The 16,989-nt window shown below is 41.8% G+C and carries 15 protein-coding genes and 1 tRNA gene; 2 read left to right on the top strand and 14 right to left on the bottom strand.

Going from position 1 to position 16,989, the window contains the following annotated elements:
- Nucleotides 1-4 precede the first annotated feature (4 nt).
- From rnr to clpP, 13 genes are all read right to left on the bottom strand, one after another.
- Entirely contained in the window at nucleotides 5-2,287 is a 2,283-nt protein-coding gene (rnr, locus tag H7992_RS04060) for a ribonuclease R (RefSeq protein WP_231885816.1), read from the bottom strand.
- Nucleotides 2,288-2,379: 92 nt separating this feature from the next.
- A complete protein-coding gene (locus H7992_RS04055; RefSeq protein WP_067206026.1) occupies nucleotides 2,380-3,126 on the bottom strand; it encodes an alpha/beta hydrolase in 747 nt (248 codons plus the stop codon).
- A 656-nt stretch (nucleotides 3,127-3,782) separates the two neighbouring features.
- Nucleotides 3,783-4,010 carry a preprotein translocase subunit SecG gene (gene secG / locus H7992_RS04050; RefSeq protein WP_067206024.1) on the bottom strand — a complete coding sequence of 76 codons (228 nt, stop codon included), beginning with the start codon at nucleotides 4,008-4,010 and terminating at the stop codon, nucleotides 3,783-3,785.
- A gap of 175 nt (nucleotides 4,011-4,185) precedes the next feature.
- Complete coding sequence (gene eno, locus H7992_RS04045) at nucleotides 4,186-5,481, bottom strand: phosphopyruvate hydratase (RefSeq protein WP_187046684.1); 1,296 nt, start codon at nucleotides 5,479-5,481, stop codon at nucleotides 4,186-4,188.
- 15 nt (nucleotides 5,482-5,496) lie between these two features.
- A complete protein-coding gene (gene gpmI, locus H7992_RS04040) occupies nucleotides 5,497-7,023 on the bottom strand; it encodes a 2,3-bisphosphoglycerate-independent phosphoglycerate mutase (protein WP_067206019.1) in 1,527 nt (508 codons plus the stop codon).
- A complete protein-coding gene (tpiA, locus tag H7992_RS04035; RefSeq protein WP_187046683.1) occupies nucleotides 7,016-7,777 on the bottom strand; it encodes a triose-phosphate isomerase in 762 nt (253 codons plus the stop codon). The genes gpmI and tpiA overlap by 8 nt, the downstream gene beginning before the upstream one ends.
- 15 nt (nucleotides 7,778-7,792) lie before the next feature.
- Complete coding sequence (pgk, locus tag H7992_RS04030) at nucleotides 7,793-8,974, bottom strand: phosphoglycerate kinase (protein WP_187047784.1); 1,182 nt, start codon at nucleotides 8,972-8,974, stop codon at nucleotides 7,793-7,795.
- A 117-nt stretch (nucleotides 8,975-9,091) separates the two neighbouring features.
- Nucleotides 9,092-10,099, bottom strand: a complete 1,008-nt coding sequence (gene gap, locus H7992_RS04025) for a type I glyceraldehyde-3-phosphate dehydrogenase (RefSeq protein WP_067206007.1) — start codon at nucleotides 10,097-10,099, stop codon at nucleotides 9,092-9,094.
- 118 nt (nucleotides 10,100-10,217) lie between these two features.
- A complete protein-coding gene (locus H7992_RS04020; protein WP_082786484.1) occupies nucleotides 10,218-11,252 on the bottom strand; it encodes a sugar-binding transcriptional regulator in 1,035 nt (344 codons plus the stop codon).
- 136 nt (nucleotides 11,253-11,388) lie between these two features.
- Nucleotides 11,389-11,616 carry a glutaredoxin family protein gene (locus H7992_RS04015; RefSeq protein ID WP_255428579.1) on the bottom strand — a complete coding sequence of 76 codons (228 nt, stop codon included), beginning with the start codon at nucleotides 11,614-11,616 and terminating at the stop codon, nucleotides 11,389-11,391.
- Nucleotides 11,617-11,711: 95 nt separating this feature from the next.
- Nucleotides 11,712-12,512, bottom strand: coding sequence for a TPM domain-containing protein (locus tag H7992_RS04010; protein WP_187046681.1), 801 nt, complete (start codon nucleotides 12,510-12,512; stop codon nucleotides 11,712-11,714).
- Nucleotides 12,509-13,087 (bottom strand): LemA family protein, encoded by a 579-nt coding sequence (locus tag H7992_RS04005; RefSeq protein WP_187046680.1) that lies wholly within the window; start codon nucleotides 13,085-13,087, stop codon nucleotides 12,509-12,511. The genes H7992_RS04010 and H7992_RS04005 overlap by 4 nt, the downstream gene beginning before the upstream one ends.
- A 179-nt stretch (nucleotides 13,088-13,266) precedes the next feature.
- Nucleotides 13,267-13,887, bottom strand: a complete 621-nt coding sequence (gene clpP, locus H7992_RS04000; protein WP_067206000.1) for an ATP-dependent Clp endopeptidase proteolytic subunit ClpP — start codon at nucleotides 13,885-13,887, stop codon at nucleotides 13,267-13,269.
- A gap of 190 nt (nucleotides 13,888-14,077) precedes the next feature.
- Between clpP and H7992_RS03995 the strand changes: the two genes are divergently transcribed.
- Together H7992_RS03995 and H7992_RS03990 are read left to right on the top strand one after the other, a co-directional pair.
- Nucleotides 14,078-14,149: transfer RNA gene (locus tag H7992_RS03995), tRNA-Arg, on the top strand.
- Nucleotides 14,150-14,276: 127 nt separating this feature from the next.
- On the top strand, nucleotides 14,277-14,546 hold the full coding sequence (locus tag H7992_RS03990) for a hypothetical protein (protein WP_187046679.1): 270 nt from the start codon (nucleotides 14,277-14,279) through the stop codon (nucleotides 14,544-14,546).
- A 510-nt stretch (nucleotides 14,547-15,056) separates the two neighbouring features.
- On the opposite strand, the gene H7992_RS03985 is transcribed toward H7992_RS03990, so the two are convergent.
- On the bottom strand, nucleotides 15,057-16,187 hold the full coding sequence (locus H7992_RS03985) for a serine hydrolase domain-containing protein (RefSeq protein WP_187046678.1): 1,131 nt from the start codon (nucleotides 16,185-16,187) through the stop codon (nucleotides 15,057-15,059).
- Between the last annotated feature and the right edge of the window lie 802 nt (nucleotides 16,188-16,989).

Below are 16,989 nucleotides of genomic sequence, written 5' to 3'. Positions count from 1 at the left end.
TTCTTTACTTTTTCTTTTTAGGCTTAGGTTTAGTACCCGCTTTTTTCGCTGCGCCTTCATAGAACTTTTTCTTTTTACTATATGTGCCTGTTTTCTTTTTATCTTTTGATTTATCTCCGGATTTATTGTCGCCATCCTTTTTCTTTGCATGGATGACTTTCGGAGTTTCTTTACGTGTACGACGGAAGTCTTGTTTCATGCCAACGATTTCAAAATCGATTGTCGATTCTTCAGGCTTCACAGCAATCACTTTCACGGTTACTTCGTCGCCGAGTCTGTATTGTTTGCCAGAACGTTCACCAATCATCATCATTTGTCTGTCGTCAAATCGATAATAATCATCTGTCATATGACTAACGTGAACAAGTCCTTCGATTGTGTTTTCCAGTTCGACAAACAAACCAAAGTTTGTAACCGATGAAATAACGCCTTCGAATTCTTCGCCAATTTTGTCGAGCATAAATTGAGCTTTTTTCAGTGACTCTGTATCACGTTCTGCTTCAACTGCACGACGTTCCCGTTCAGATGTATGCTCTGCAATATCAGCTAATATCGCACTCCAATGCGCAAGTGTCTGTGTCGACATGTCTTTTTCAATTAGATATGTCCGGATCAAACGGTGGACAATCAAATCTGGGAAGCGGCGGATTGGTGCCGTGAAATGAGTATAGAATTCTGTGGATAAACCAAAGTGACCCAGACTTTGATCTAAATACTTCGCCTGTTGCATTGAACGCAGGAGCATTGTCGAAATAACTGTTTCTTCAGGTAGTCCCTCAATTGATTCTACGATTTCCTGCAACGCTTTTGGATGGACCTTATTACCCGTTCCTTTTACAACAACACCAAAGTTCGTTAGAAATTCGAAGAAACGTTGTAATTTCTCAGCTTTCGGATCTTCGTGAATTCGGTAAATGAACGGTACTTTAAGCCAGTGGAAATGTTCCGCGATTGTTTCGTTCGCAGCAAGCATGAATTCTTCTATCAGGCGTTCTGATACAGTACGCTCCATAATGACAACATCCGTTGGCCATCCTTTTTCATCAACAAGGATTTTCGATTCCTTGAAATTGAAATCAATGGCTCCACGATCTTCTCGCTTCTGTTTCAAAATAGCCGCGAGGTCTGCCATATGGTTAATCATAGGAACAACATGTGCATATTTCTCTGAAAGTTCTTCGTCTTTTTCTTCGATGATTTTATAAACTTCATTATAAGTCATACGTTCTTTCGAGCGAATAACACTCTCAAATATTTCGTGCTCGACGACTTTCCCGTTGCGATCTATCGTCATTGTACAAGATAACGTAAGCCTATCGACACCTGGATTCAATGAACAGATTCCGTTCGATAATCTATGCGGTAACATTGGGATAACTCTATCCGTCAAGTACACGCTTGTTCCACGGTCATAAGCGTCATCACCCATTGCAGAATTCTCCGTCACATAATAACTGACATCCGAAATATGAACAGATAATATATAGCTACCATTGTCGTTTTTCACAACTGAAATGGCATCGTCAAGGTCTTTGGCATCCGCGCCATCAATTGTAATCGAAAGTTCTTCACGGAGATCACGACGTTTGAACAAATCTTCTTCTTGAACTTCTTCAGGTATTTTATTTGCCTGGTCTAGTACTGCTTGCGGAAAGTCAACTTCAATTCCATGCTTATGAATAATAGACAAGATGTCCACGCCAGGATCATTTCTGTGACCAAGGATTTGTGTCACCATACCTGTTGCTGATTTCCCGTCTACAGGCCAGTCTGTTATTTCAACAACGACTTTGTGACCGTCAACCGCATCAAGTGAATCTCCTTTACCGATGAAAACGTCCATTGGTAATTTTTTATCATCAGGAACAACGAAACCGAAGCCTTTATTGTTCTGGTACATGCCCACTACCTTTGTTGTTTTGCGTTCCACGACACGTGTAATTGCCCCTTCACGTCTACCGCCTGATGTGGCATTAACGACACGTATGAGGACAGTATCTCCGTTCATCGCGCCATTTACTTCATGTGGTGGTATGAATACATCATCCATTCCTTCTACATCCGGTGCCACAAAACCAAATCCTTTTGCATGCCCGATGAATTTTCCACGAAGGAGGTTCATGCCTTCTGGCACGCCATAACGGTTCGATTTCGAGCGAATAATTTGCCCTTTTTGTTCAAGGTCAACAAGCATTTTCACTAGTTCCTTAAACTCCGCCGCCTGTTCAAATCCCAATACTTCCTGAATTTCCTGTACGGTTAGCGGCTTATACGATTCTTCTTTCATTAAAGACAGCAATTTTTGCTGTATGTCTTGTTCTAAGCTATCCAATTGCATCACTCCTTATAAGTCTATAGTATGGTCATTGGTCTTATCTTTCACTCATTCCAGTCCAATGATTCCAAGAATTTCAAAATATCTTCATGAAGTTTCACTTTTTCGGGTCCGAGTGTAATGACATGTCCCGATTGTTCATACCATTTAATATTTTTTATGTCTGATTCGGTATTGTCATAAATAACGTTTGCGGAATCGGTATCGATAACATCATCGTTTGTGGCCTGCACAACAAATAGCGGTGCATAGATGTGATCGATATGATCTCGTACATCATAGACAAGTGCACGAAGTTCTTCGAGAGAAGGCATATTTTGCGCACGTAATGCCTCTATATCTCTTTCGATGTCTTCTTCGGCTTTCCCTTCAAACTTCTTATACTCCCGTGCATATTTAAGGACACCTTCATACATAATGTCAGTTGTTCTCATCGACATTGGCGCGCACATTGTAACAATACCCTTCACTGGCTTGTTATACCCTAATTTGAGCGAAAATACGCCTCCTAATGACAATCCAGCAACTGCAATCTCATCGTATCCAGCTTCCTTTAATTGATTATAACCCGTAAGAACATCTTCCCACCACTCTTCGGGACCTGTGTGGATCAATTCTTCTGGGGGAACACCGTGGCCTTTGTAATGGGGTGCAAGCGAGGTGTAGCCTTCCTTTTCAAGAAACCGTCCCAACATCCGTACGTCCGCTGAGGTACCTGTAAATCCATGTAGCAGTAAAACTGCACGCTTCCCTCTTTCGAAAAAGAATGGTTTCGGTTGTGCAATTCTCATTTAGATCATCCTTTCTAAGAAAAGTGCAAGGCGCCAAAAAAGGATAGCAGCTTAAGTACGCCACTTCCTGTGGCAACATCTGCATGACCTACATCCTGTAGGCCCGCGACAGGCATAAGTCGATCCGGCGACGTGGCGCTCTTTGCCACATAGCTGGATTGCTTTTGACTTGAGCGGCTGGCGCCTGGAGTCTAGACACTAAGAAAAGTGCAAGGCGCCGTTCAGCTCCGACAGGCATAAGACGGGCGGGCTAAGCGGCGTTCTTTGCCGAATAGTCTGACTGACTTATGTCCCGAGGAGTTGGCGCCTGGAGCTAGACACTAAGAAAAGTGCAAGGCGCCTCGGTAGACCCGAAAAGCGCTGGAGGGCCTTAAGATAAAGGCGCTCTTTGCCTTTAACTTAAGGACTGAAGCGACTCGAGGGGCTAGGCGCCTGGAGTCTGGACACTAAGAAAAGCGCAAGGCGCCCGCTTGACGCGACAGGCATAAGTCGATCCAGCGACGTGGCGCTCTTTGCCACATAGCTGGATTGCTTATGACCAAGCGGCTGGCGCCTGGAGTCTAGACAACGACCCCAGTAGAAAACTTATACTTCCCTACTTTTAATAAAAAACGCCCGACCAGTCGGAAGGTCAGGCGATAATGGTCTATTTAAGATTATACTTTCATAATGACGATTGCCAATACGATAAACAAAACGGCAAGTACAACAGTGACCCGTTGAAGTACGAGGTCAAGTCCACGTGCTTTTTGTTTTCCGAAAAGTTGTTCGGCTCCGCCAGAGATGGCTCCTGATAGACCTGCGCTTTTCCCAGATTGCAATAATACGACTACGATCAATGATAGTGCTACGATTACGAGCAGTGTCATCAGCAAAGTATGCATTTTGTTCCACCTCCCGATTCGAACTTCACAACAGTTCTATTTTACCAAAAACAGACTGGTGTTACAACCTATTGTTCTAATTTTAAGACAGAAGTTCTCATAGTCACTCAGTGAGTTTCCACTCAATCTATTAAAAACCAAAGAAAAACCCGCCGAAGCGGGTTTTTAGCAATCATTATTTCTTCAAGTTATAAAACGTTTTAACACCAAGATACTCAGCAGTATCATCTAGCTGATCTTCAATACGAAGCAATTGGTTGTATTTCGCAACGCGGTCCGTACGAGATGGTGCACCCGTTTTGATTTGTCCAGCGTTTGTTGCAACTGCGATATCAGCAATTGTCGTATCTTCTGATTCACCTGAACGGTGGGAAATAACTGCCGTATAGCCAGCGCGCTTCGCCATTTCAATCGCATCAAACGTTTCCGTCAATGTACCGATTTGGTTCACTTTGATAAGGATTGAGTTACCAATACCCTCTTCAATTCCTCGTGCCAGTTTTTCTGTGTTCGTTACGAACAAGTCATCTCCGACAAGTTGAATTTTTTTGCCTAAGCGGTCCGTCAATAGTTTATGACCCGCCCAGTCATTTTCATCCAAACCATCTTCGATAGAGATGATTGGATACTTACTGCAAAGCTCTTCATACCAATCAACCATTTCTGCCGATGTTTTTACGATACCTTCGCCAGCAAGATTGTACGTACCATCTTCTTTATTGAAAAACTCAGATGCTGCAACGTCCATTGCAAGGAGAACTTCCTCGCCTGGTTTGTAGCCTGCTTTTTCGATTGCTTCAAGGATAATAGACAAAGCTTCTTCATTGGAAGATAAGTTCGGAGCGAATCCGCCTTCATCACCCACTGATGTATTCAAGCCTTTTGCCTGTAGAACAGTTTTAAGGGTATGGAAAATTTCCGCGCCCATACGAAGACCTTCGTGGAATGAAGTAGCGCCGACTGGCATTACCATAAACTCTTGAATATCCACGTTGTTATCCGCATGCTCGCCACCGTTTAGAATGTTCATCATTGGCACTGGCAATTGTTTTGCGTTAATGCCACCTAGATATTGATAAAGGGGAATATCAAGATAATCAGAAGCAGCATGTGCGACAGCTATCGATACGCCAAGAATTGCATTTGCGCCCAATTTACCTTTGTTGGCAGTACCATCAATTTCAATCAACGCTTTGTCAATCGTCACTTGATCAAGAACTGAAAAAGCATCTTCCAATTCCGCCGAAATAACTTCATTAACATGGTCAACCGCTTGAAGAACACCCTTGCCCAAGTAGCGATCCGGATCACCGTCACGTAGTTCTACTGCTTCATATTCGCCTGTTGAAGCGCCAGATGGAACGATTGCCCGACCAAATGCACCGCTTTCCGTAAATACTTCAACCTCTACTGTTGGATTTCCACGTGAATCAAGTACTTCTCTCGCTTGGATAAGTGTAATGATTGGCATGTCATTCTCCCCTTTTTAAAATAATGGTGTGCCGGTCATTTCTACCGGTTGTTCTACTTGTAACAATTTTAGCATTGTTGGTGCCAAGTCTGCGAGTTTACCGCCTTCGCGCAAACTAATTCCCGCCTTCGTAACGATAACCGGAACCGGATTCGTTGTGTGCGCCGTCATCGGAGCCCCGTCTTGCGTAGTTACTTCATCAGCATTTCCATGATCAGCCGTTACGATTGCCGTACCGCCTTTAGCATGGATTGCGTCGATAATTTTGCCAAGGCATATATCAACCGTCTCAATCGCTTTGATGGTTGGTTCCAGCATTCCACTATGCCCGACCATGTCGGGATTTGCGAAATTGAGAATAATTGCATCAAAACGATTCGCCTCAATTCCTTCAATAAGCGATTCCGTCACTTGGTAAGCACTCATCTCCGGTTGCAAGTCATACGTTGCAACTTTCGGTGAAGCTATCAAGATTCGTTCTTCACCTATGAACTTGTCTTCTCGTCCGCCACTCATGAAAAAAGTGACATGTGGAAACTTCTCGGTTTCTGCAATGCGCAGTTGTGTCAAACCGTTGCGGGCGATAACTTCTCCAAGAGTGTTTTCCAAGTTGTCACTACTATAAGCGACATCTGCAACAATGTCGTCACTATAATGTGTGAACGTCACAAACTTCAAATCTTTATATCTTTTCGTTCCTGTTTCAAATTCATCAAAAGTAGAATCTGTTAAGGCGCGTGAAAGCTGAATGGCACGGTCTGGACGGAAATTAAAGAATACAACCGCATCCCCATCTTCAACCGTCGCAACCGGTTTACCAAGTTCTTCAATAAGGAAAGGTACAACGAATTCATCATGAACGCCTTGCTTATACGACGCTAGTACGCCTGCAGTCGGCGTAGCTGCCGTTAAAGCAGCGCCTTCAACAATTGCACGGTAGACCTTTTCCAAACGCTCCCAGCGCTTATCACGATCCATCGCATAATACCGTCCTGAAATACTTGCAAACTTGCCAACACCCAACTCTTGCATGAATGTTTCAGTCTTTTCAATGTAATCAAGAGAAGATTGTGGGCTCACATCACGACCATCCAGGAAGGCATGGACAAATACTTTATCAAGTCCATTCAACTTCGCTAGGCGAAGAAGCGCGAATAGATGCTCATAATGGCTATGTACACCACCGTCGGATAGTAACCCCATCAGATGGAGTGCTGAGCCGTTTTCCTTCGCGTGTGTAACTGCTCTCAAAAGCGTTTCGTTATCGAAAAAGTCAGCTTCCCTGATTGACTTATTAATACGAGTCAAACTTTGATAGACGACGCGACCAGCTCCAATATTCAGATGCCCTACTTCAGAGTTACCCATCTGTCCTTCAGGAAGACCTACCGCCTCCCCACAAGCTGTCAGCGTTGAATGCGGGAAGTTGTTCCATAATAGATCGTAATTCGGCTTGTTCGCCTGTGCAACTGCATTTCCTAGCTTGTCATCACGAAGGCCAAAGCCATCCAAAATGATAAGCGCTACCGGACTTTTACTCATGTGCTCCAGCCTCTAGCAATTTCAAGAATGATGCAGGATCCAAACTTGCGCCGCCGACAAGTGCGCCATCGATATGTTCCATTGTGAGAAGTTCTTCAATATTGTCCGGTTTAACGCTACCGCCATATTGAATACGAATTTGGTCTGCAACTGTTTCATTATATAATTCGCCGATTGTCGTACGGATTGCTCCACATACTTCATTGGCATCTTGTGCAGTTGCTGTTTTACCTGTACCGATAGCCCAGATTGGCTCATAAGCTATGACTGCTTGTGCCGCTAAATCAGCGCTGACGCCTTCGAATGCTTTTTTCACTTGTCCCGCTACTAATTCAACTGTTTGTCCACTTTCCCGATCTTCAAGTGATTCTCCCACACAGACGATTGGCGTAAGCTTGTAGTCAAATGCAGCATGGACTTTCTTGTTGACGGATTCATCTGTTTCGTTGAAGTATTGACGACGCTCAGAATGACCCAGGACAACATAGCCAACGCCGATTTCTGACAGCATCGCTGGACTGATTTCGCCCGTGAAAGCACCTTCTTTTACGTCATGCATCGTTTGTGCACCAATACCTACTGCTGAACCTTTTGTAATTTGTACAAGTTCTGAAAGGTATAAAGCGGGTGGACAGATAACCGCTTCCATTTTTTCTGAAGCTGCTGCTTTTTCTTGCACTTCTATCGCGAAACTTTTCGCTTCTTCAAGAGACTTGTACATTTTCCAGTTACCCGCAATTATTCGTTTTCGCAAAATGTTTCCCCCCGATCATTTATCGTTCAGTGCAGTGAGGCCCGGTAGGTCTTTTCCCTCCATGAATTCAAGAGAAGCGCCTCCACCAGTTGAAATGTGATCCATTTTATCTCCTACGCCGAACTTTTCGACAGCAGCGGCTGAATCGCCCCCACCAATAACTGTATATGCTTTTGTTTCAGCCATCGCTTTTGCAACTCGTTGTGTGCCACCCGCGAACGGCTCCATTTCAAACACACCCATAGGCCCGTTCCAAATGATTAAGTTCGACTCTTTAATAACGTCTGCGTAAAGTTCAGCTGTTTTTGGTCCAATATCCAGACCCATCCATCCTTCTGGTATGGAATCGATATTCACGTTTTTTGTCTCTGCATCTTTTGAAAACGCATCCGCTATAACAACGTCGATTGGTAAGTATAAATTAACGCCTTTTTCTTTGGCTTTCTGAATAAATGAGTTCGCCAGGTCGATTTTATCTTCCTCAAGGAGCGAATCTCCTATTTCATGGCCTTGTGCTTTTGCAAACGTATATGATAATCCGCCGCCGATAATCAAATTATCCACTTTGTCTAATAGATGATCGATGACGCCAATTTTGTCTTTCACTTTGGCTCCGCCAATAATTGCTGTGAACGGACGGTCAGGCTCTGATAATGCCTTACTGAGAATATCCAATTCTTTTTCAAGAAGGAGGCCAGATACAGCCGGAATATGTTGCGCTATGCCCGCAGTAGAAGCATGTGCACGGTGTGCAGCACCGAATGCATCATTGACGAAAACATCAGCGAGTTCCGCAAATTGCTTCGCTAGTCCTGCATCATTCTTTTCTTCTCCAGCATGGAACCTAACATTTTCAAGCAGAATGATATCGCCGTTTTTCATTGTCGAAATGGTTTCTTCCACTTCTTTTCCAATGGATGAATCGAGCTTTGTTACCGGCTTGCCAATCAATTCCGCAAGTTTTTCGCCTGCAGCAGTAAGCCGCATGTCTTCATTCACTTCGCCTTTTGGACGTCCTAAATGACTCGCGAGAATAACTTTCGCACCCTGAGCTACCATATAATTGATGGTCGGAATTGCTGCACGGATCCTTGTATCATCCGTTACATTCCCATCTTCCATAGGTACATTGAAATCTACCCGGCAAAAAACGCGTTTCCCTTCAAGCTGCATATCTTTCATCGTCTTTTTCGACACCATGAAAACGCCCACCTCCATATATACTAAAAAAAAATGAGGAACGGGGTAACCCCCGCTCCTCTTACCCAACTACATTATAAGGGGTTTTATTGTTTATGGCTATATTTAACTGAATTATAGACCTTTACCAAACATATAAAGTGCCAAGTCCACACAACGTGCAGAATAAGCTGATTCGTTGTCATACCAAGTAATTACTTTCACCATGTTGTCTTCAAGGACCATCGTTGAAAGACCATCTACAGTAGATGATGAAGTATTTCCGTTATAATCTTTAGAAACTAGTGGGAGTTCATTATAAGCCAAGAAACCTTTCAGCTCATTTTCAGACGCGTTTTTCAATGCATTGTTCACATCAGCAATTGTCACATCTTTCTCAAGTTCAGCGACAAAGTCAACGAGTGAAACGTTTGGTGTTGGAACGCGGACAGCCATACCGTCAAGTTTACCTTTCAATTCAGGAATAACTTTCGTTACAGCTGAAGCTGCGCCAGTAGTCGTTGGAATCATGTTTTCTGCAGCTGCACGAGCACGTCTGTAATCCGAATGCGGTAAATCCAAAATGCGTTGGTCATTTGTGTACGAGTGAATTGTTGTCATTAGACCGCGTTTTATACCGAATTCGTTGTGAAGTACTTTTACAACTGGAGCAAGACAGTTTGTCGTACATGATGCATTCGATACGATGTTATCATTTGCCGGATCGTATGACTCGTGGTTAACACCCATTACAAGTGTCGTGATATCGCCTTTTGCCGGTGATGACAAGATAACTTTTTTCGCACCCGCTTCAAGGTGTTTGTTCAGTCCAGCTCTGTCCGTAAATACGCCTGTCGAATCAACTACAACGTCAACCCCAAGTGTGCCCCATGGTAGCGCTGCTGGATCTTTTTCTGCATATACTTTCACTCTTTTGCCATCGACAATTAGCGTGTCATTATCAAAACTGACTTCCGCGTCAAATACGCCATGTACAGAGTCATACTTCAAAAGATGTGCAAGCATTGCTGCATCCGTCAAATCGTTCACTGCTACAATTTCAATTTCCTCTTGTTTCAAAGCTTCGCGGAATACTTTACGTCCAATCCGTCCAAATCCGTTAATCGCAAGTTTCAAAGTCATAATATATTCCTCCATGTTGTTTTTTTAGTTTATAGTTAAAAAATTTCTTATAGCTACATTTACACAAAGCCCATCTAAACCTATTCCCTGAAAATACCCGTCTTAGTCATTTATGCGTTTATTTATTGACGAGTATTTTCAGCATTTCAGTTGCTGCACCTTCATCAGTTACTAAAATCGTTTGTTTAGGCGCACTTGCCATATAAGCCAAGATAGCTTCAGCTTTACTGCTGCCGCCTGCGACTGAAATGATAAGCGGAATCTTCTCGAGATGGCCAGTTTGGATACCGATTGTCCGTAATCTGTGGACAACGTTACCATCCTGGTCAAAATAATAACCGAATGCTTCGCCTTTAGCTCCATTGTCTTGAATCATATCTCGCTCTTCTGTAGGCGAATTACGCATAATTGCCATTGTTTGCGCGTCGCCTACTCCATGCAGAACACAATCTGTTGTGTCATAAAGTTCAAGCATTTTCAAGACGGAAGGTTCTTTTCGGAACGCTTCATGGGCTTCTTCGCTTAACGACTCTGGATAATAAAATGTACTATACGTACCTCCACATGCCGAGGCGAAAGAGGCCGCAATGACATTCGCTTGCAAACCAATATCATCTCCTACACCGCCTCTTGCAGCGATGAATAGCAGATTATTGGTACCGCTAAACTTTTCGATATGAAGTGGAATCGATGCAATTGTACTTCCTCCAGTGACGGCGACTACTTTGCCCTCGTCAATTTTAGAAGAAAATTGTTTCGCTGCCTCCATACCAAGTAAGCTTTTCGAAGCGGTATCGGTATCGCAGTTACCTGCAACAACTTTGACTGATTGAATGCCAAGGAATTCCATTAGTCTCTTTGCAATTGACGTACGGCCCGACCAGTCTTCCATTGAAGACTCAAGAGCAAGTAAGACAGTCAATCCTTCAGTGGTGATTGAAGCTCCGTCTTTTGCAATAGTAATCAGATTTTGACCCCTTAGCGTATCCATCATGGTTCGCGTTTCCCGCTCCGATAAACCAGCCATCTGACCGAGTGGACGCCTTCCAATTGGACCAGCCATTTTTACAAGCTTTAATATCCGATATCTTTGCTGCATTAACTCCATCATTTCTGGTACGAGTTTACTCTGTGCATCCATCAAAACGTCCAATGGCTGCCCTCCTCTTTACCATAGGGACATTTAACGACCCTACATACTGAATAGCGTCCCACATAAAGCAAAAAAATATTTCTAACTTCATTATAGCTCTTTTCATTCGACTTTACAAACAATACAGCATTAATTATCAGAATAAATCAATGATATCAGCGTAGCCAATTGACCCGTAAAGCATCACATCGCCATCTTTTTCAATGACAGGAATCAAAAACATATATTTCTCATGACTTTCATCATCAGTTTCTATATCTACTATCGTCCACGTCAGCGGGAAATCCTCTTGGACAAGTTTCATCATTAATTCAGCTTCATCACAAAGGTGACAACCTGGTTTTGTGTAAAATGTCACATGCACTTTAATGCACCTCATTACTTTTATAATACCTTTAGTATAAATGAATAACAGGTGGTATGCACAGGATGTTGCCTGTGCATACCGCCCATTATTCTTTACCAGCTTCGGCCTGCTCCGCCACCACCGCCGGAACCACCGCCACCGAAACCACCAAAACCGCCGCCGGAACTACCGCCACCACTTCTGCCCCCAAAAGAACCAGGGAAGAAAATTGGCCCTCCGCTACGCCGTCCGCCCGAACCGCCTCCGCCTCCTCGGCCTCCTCTATTACTGATGACACGGAAGACAATGTAAATAATGATGAAAAGGATGACGGGGAATGGAATACCGAATCCCCCATCACTTGAGTCGGAATCTATAGTTGTGACGGGCACATCCGCGCCATCCCATCCATATTCAGCTGCGATTTCATTGTAGAATGATTTATATGCTTCCATGATCGCCATGTCAGGCTGTTGCTTATTCAAATATGGAACAGCTACTTCATCCATTATACGTCCGACTTTTCCGTCCGGAAGGGCACCCTCTAATCCATACCCGACCGATAGTTCGAAATGTCGTTTACCATCGGAATTTTTCTCCGTTGTAACGACTAGCAAAGCTCCGTTATTTTTTTCCTTATTGCCTAATTTAAATTCCCTAAGCTTCTCTACTGAATATTCCTCAACTGGCTTATCGCCTATGCTCGGGAGAATCAATACCGCAAGTTCCGCTGTCGTAGCATTATTTAATTGAATCCCATATTGCTCAAGTTCCGATTTCTGTTCAGCGGACAACACATTCGCAGTATCTTGAACGACCGGAACAGCAGCATCAGCCGAAAACACTGCTGAGTTTAACGATGTAAAAACAATCAGACATGCCGTCACCAGTATGCGGACAGCTTTTCTAATCATTCCTTGTCATCTCCAAAATCGACATTCGGCACTTCATTTGCAGCTGCATCGGCTTTAAAGTATTCCTTTTCATCATATCCGAAAATGGATGCAACGATTTTTCCTGGGAATCTTTTCACTTGCCTATTGTAATTGGCGACTACGTCGTTATAATCCTTACGCGCAACGCCCAGACGGTTTTCAGTTCCGGCCAGTTCATCCATCAGCTTAGTGAAATTTTCATTTGCTTTTAAATCAGGATAATTCTCAACGACGACAAGAAGACGACTAAGCGCACCCGCTAAGTCAGCGTTTGCATCCGCTTGTTCTGCGGGCCCATTTGCTCCGGCAAGTCTTGCACGGGAATCTGCAATGTCACTGATAATCTCTTTTTCATGGCTCGCGAAACCTTTAACCGTGCTTACCAAGTTCGGTATCAGATCGAGCCTCCGTTGTAGTTGATTTTCAACTTGTGCATACGCCTGGTCCACATCTTCTTCTAAATTAACGAATTTGTTATAACTTGGAACCAGTATCATAGCCAAAACTGCAAGTATGATTACGATTACCGCAATTGGTCCTAAAACTTTTTTCATGTTAACACTCCTCACGAGTTAGTTACTTTCATTTACCCTCTCGAACACCGTGTCGAAACTTTTTCTACAGTAGTATATACAGTATGACTATTGAAAAGGTTTCATTTATTCTAAGGCAACGTTTTTTTATAGCCACAAAAAAACGGCTTCCCATAATGGAAAGCCGACTTTTGTAGAACTTATTTAGATTCAGGTTTAGTTTTAGCTCCGTCTTTCATGTCACTGCGTGTAATAATATGGTCAATTAAACCATACTCTTTCGCACGTTCAGCTGTCATGAAGTTGTCGCGGTCCGTATCTCTCGCAATTACTTCAACCGATTGGCCAGTACGCTCAGCAAGAATCAAGTTTAGTTTTTCACGAGTGAAAAGGATATGTTTTGCAGCAATTTCAATTTCTGTTGCTTGCCCTTGTGCTCCACCTAATGGTTGGTGAATCATTACTTCTGCGTTAGGAAGCGCATAACGTTTCCCTTTAGTACCCGCCGCTAGTAGGAACGATCCCATAGATGCAGCCATCCCCATACAAATTGTTTGGATGTCAGGTTTGATGAATTGCATTGTGTCAAAAATCGCCATACCAGCAGTGACGCTTCCCCCGGGGCTATTAATGTAGATGGAAATATCTTTATCCGGATCTTCTGCTTCTAAAAATAGGAGTTGAGCAACGATAGAGTTCGCAACGTTGTCATCGATTCCACTTCCAAGCATGATGATACGGTCTTTCAATAGACGTGAATAGATGTCGTAAGCACGCTCACCGCGGCTAGTCTGTTCAATTACTGTAGGTATTAGATTCATTCTATTTCCTCCTTCAAGCTGGATAGTGTTGTCTACCTATTGAAACATAACTTCGTTTCAACTGTAACTTTATCATACATAGTATGGTCAACGAAGGTCAAATATAACGCTTTCAAAATAAGCATTGCATTCATTGAGCTACACCAGTATAATAAGTCTAGTCTGCTGCAAAAGATAGCCGATTTGTAACGCCCTCGTGGTGCAACGGATAGCACGTGAGCCTCCGAAGCTTAAGATGTGAGTTCGATTCTCGCCGAGGGCATATGATTACAACAATTTTACCCGTCATTGTTCATTCAATGGCGGGTATTTTCTATTCCCAATCACCACGAATTCAAAACGCACCGGTTACAGTCATCCGCAGAAATAATTGACCGGGTGATGAGAATATGAAAAAACGAAACCAAATTGATTCAGCGCTATTAAACGACATTCTAAGGGTTACCAATCTAGCCAAGCCGCAAACAATTCTATCGATCCAATCAGTCATTGACGAATTCCACCGATTCAACATGGCGAAAGGTTTGTCGGAATGGACAATTTCATCTTATGCAATGCGAGCGTGGGGTAAACAAATGTACGGAAGCAAACAGTATGAAGAACGACTAGCCAAAAGAAAAAAAGTATTCATCCGCATAATTTTTCACATGGAAGCATAATTGTGATATAGAAGTTAAATAATATTGTTGATGATTCATTAATAAGAAAGACCATTTACGGTCCTTTTTTGAAGTATTCTTCTTCGCCTAACGAATCCATTAGTTTAATAACTTTCAGCAATATGAACAATTTTTCGAATAACTAAATTAACTTTCTCGTTGTCTTTAATTACAAACAAATGGTCCGCTTCATTTTCTATGTAACGTTGCACATTCTATAGAGATATTGTCATTTATAAGTTTTCACTTTAACTCTTGACCTTTAATAAAACTCAAATGCTCTTTTTTTGGTTTTTCTCCGGTTTTGAGTGAAGCGAAAAATCGTTCTTTCCTATCTTGAATAAAATAAATAAGCAAGGGTGTATGCTACATGCACCTCAGTAGACATAACACCCGTTCACGGAAGTAATAAACTCCATTACTCAATAAGAAAAGCTGCCAAGTAAAGGCAGCTGATTTGTATAATAATCATATTCAAATCCACCTTTGATACTTGTAAAATCATCCTTACTATATATCTAACAGAATATCGATAATTCTACGACTAACTAGACGATGGATAGTACTATCAAAGTTTAACAATACAGCTACACCCATTCTTTCTTCCGGTACTAACGAAAGTAACGCTCGTACTGCTAATTGACCTCCCCCATGTTCTATAATTGTTTGCCCCTTATATTTTTCTATAAACCAGCCTATTCCATAATAAATCGTATTATCTTCATTATTCCAAGGTTTTGATACGAGACTTACTGGTTTTTGCATTTGTTTTTTACTGTACAGCTCTAGATTAGCAGGTGATGAAAAGTTCAAGTGAAACAACATATATGAAGCTAATTCATTTGCTGTTGAATATAGAAAACCTATGGGTGCCGCAACCGGGTTCATTGGATAGGGAGTTTCATTTTTTTCAAACCCTAAATAATATTTAGCATAGTTGCTATCCTCAATAACGGCTTGGGAATCCCATGTAGTCCGCTTCATATGCAACGGTGTTAGTACATTATTCCTCAGATGAAACTCCCAATTTTCCCCGGTCACTTTTTCGATTAGATCACCAAGAATAACAAAGGCGTCGGTACAATAATTCCAACCCTCTCCTGGAAGATATTCTAGGTCTACTTTACGAAACCACCGAGTGATATCCTCTCTAGATTGTATGCTTGCTATCTCCTGTTCTGACAAATCGTAATGAGCTAAAGCTTCACTCCACTCAGTTGGGGTGTCTGAATAAACTTCCATCACATTGGGAGCAATTAAATTTGCAATGCCTAAATCGGACGGAAATCCAGCCGTATGACTTAGTATATGTTTTACTGTGATTTGGTCACTCAATTGTTTGTCTTGTGTTCTAAAATATGGTAAGTAAACAACAAGTGGTACATCAAGATTAATTAATCCTTTTTCAGCCAGTTGCAAGATACAGGTTGCAACAAAGTTCTTTGTTACACTCTGTATACTCATGATGGTGTCCTCATCAATCGGCTTTTTAACTGGTTCAAGTTGAGAATAACCAAATCCTTTGGAAAAGATCACTCTATCTTCTTTTACGATTGACACACTCATGCCTACTGTATGTTCTCCCATAATATCATTTATCATATTATCTATCTTTTTAATTCTATTAGTTAATGTCTCCATTATTTCTCCATTTCTTAAATAAATACTAAGTATCCCTTCCGATTCTATCCGTTAAACAAATGATATTTAATATTTCAAGTAAAACATAATTATCAGCTTATTGTTCAATTATCCTGGATCGTTAGTTGAACAAAAATCATTGTTTGTTTTTATTACCTTTTTCAAACAAATAAAGGGTTAATAATACCCCTCCAAAAAGTAGAGGAACTCCAAAAATAAAATAAATATTTTTAGGTAATTCAAAAACACTTCTAAGATAACTGAAAAGAAATACCAAAAAAGCTAAAGTTATATATTTCCCCCATCGTCTCATATAAAAAATCCTTTCATTAGTCGGCTTGTATATGCTGTACACACCAGGTTAAAATAACGTCACTTCACGGAAGTGCTTGACTCCATTACTCAATAAAATAGAACTATGTTTTATGAACTTGAACTTAATGTTATAGTTTCAAACTCTTCGCCTTCTAAAGTTAATATTATCTTAGACGAAGAAGGAGTTTTAGTTTCCAGTTCGATAACATCCCCACTATAATAAATCCCTTTTTCATCTAATTTTATATCGCCTATACCCCAACCCAAGAAATCAGTACTTTCTACATAAAATTAGGTATGTTTAGCTGTTCAGGATTTTCACCTTTATAGGTAATCCTTATACTCTGAATCTCTTTTCCCCAAAAACTATATTCAGTAATTAGTTCGCCACTCCAATTTACACCTTCACTTGAATATAAGACCACTATTGTTTTCACAAGAAACTAACATCAACATTAAACAGATGATAAAAATGCTCTTAGAAATA

Source organism: Sporosarcina sp. resist (genome assembly GCF_014302295.1).
GTDB classification, from domain to species: Bacteria; Bacillota; Bacilli; order Bacillales_A; family Planococcaceae; genus Sporosarcina; species Sporosarcina psychrophila.
This window is presented reverse-complemented; position numbering and strand designations above follow the sequence as displayed.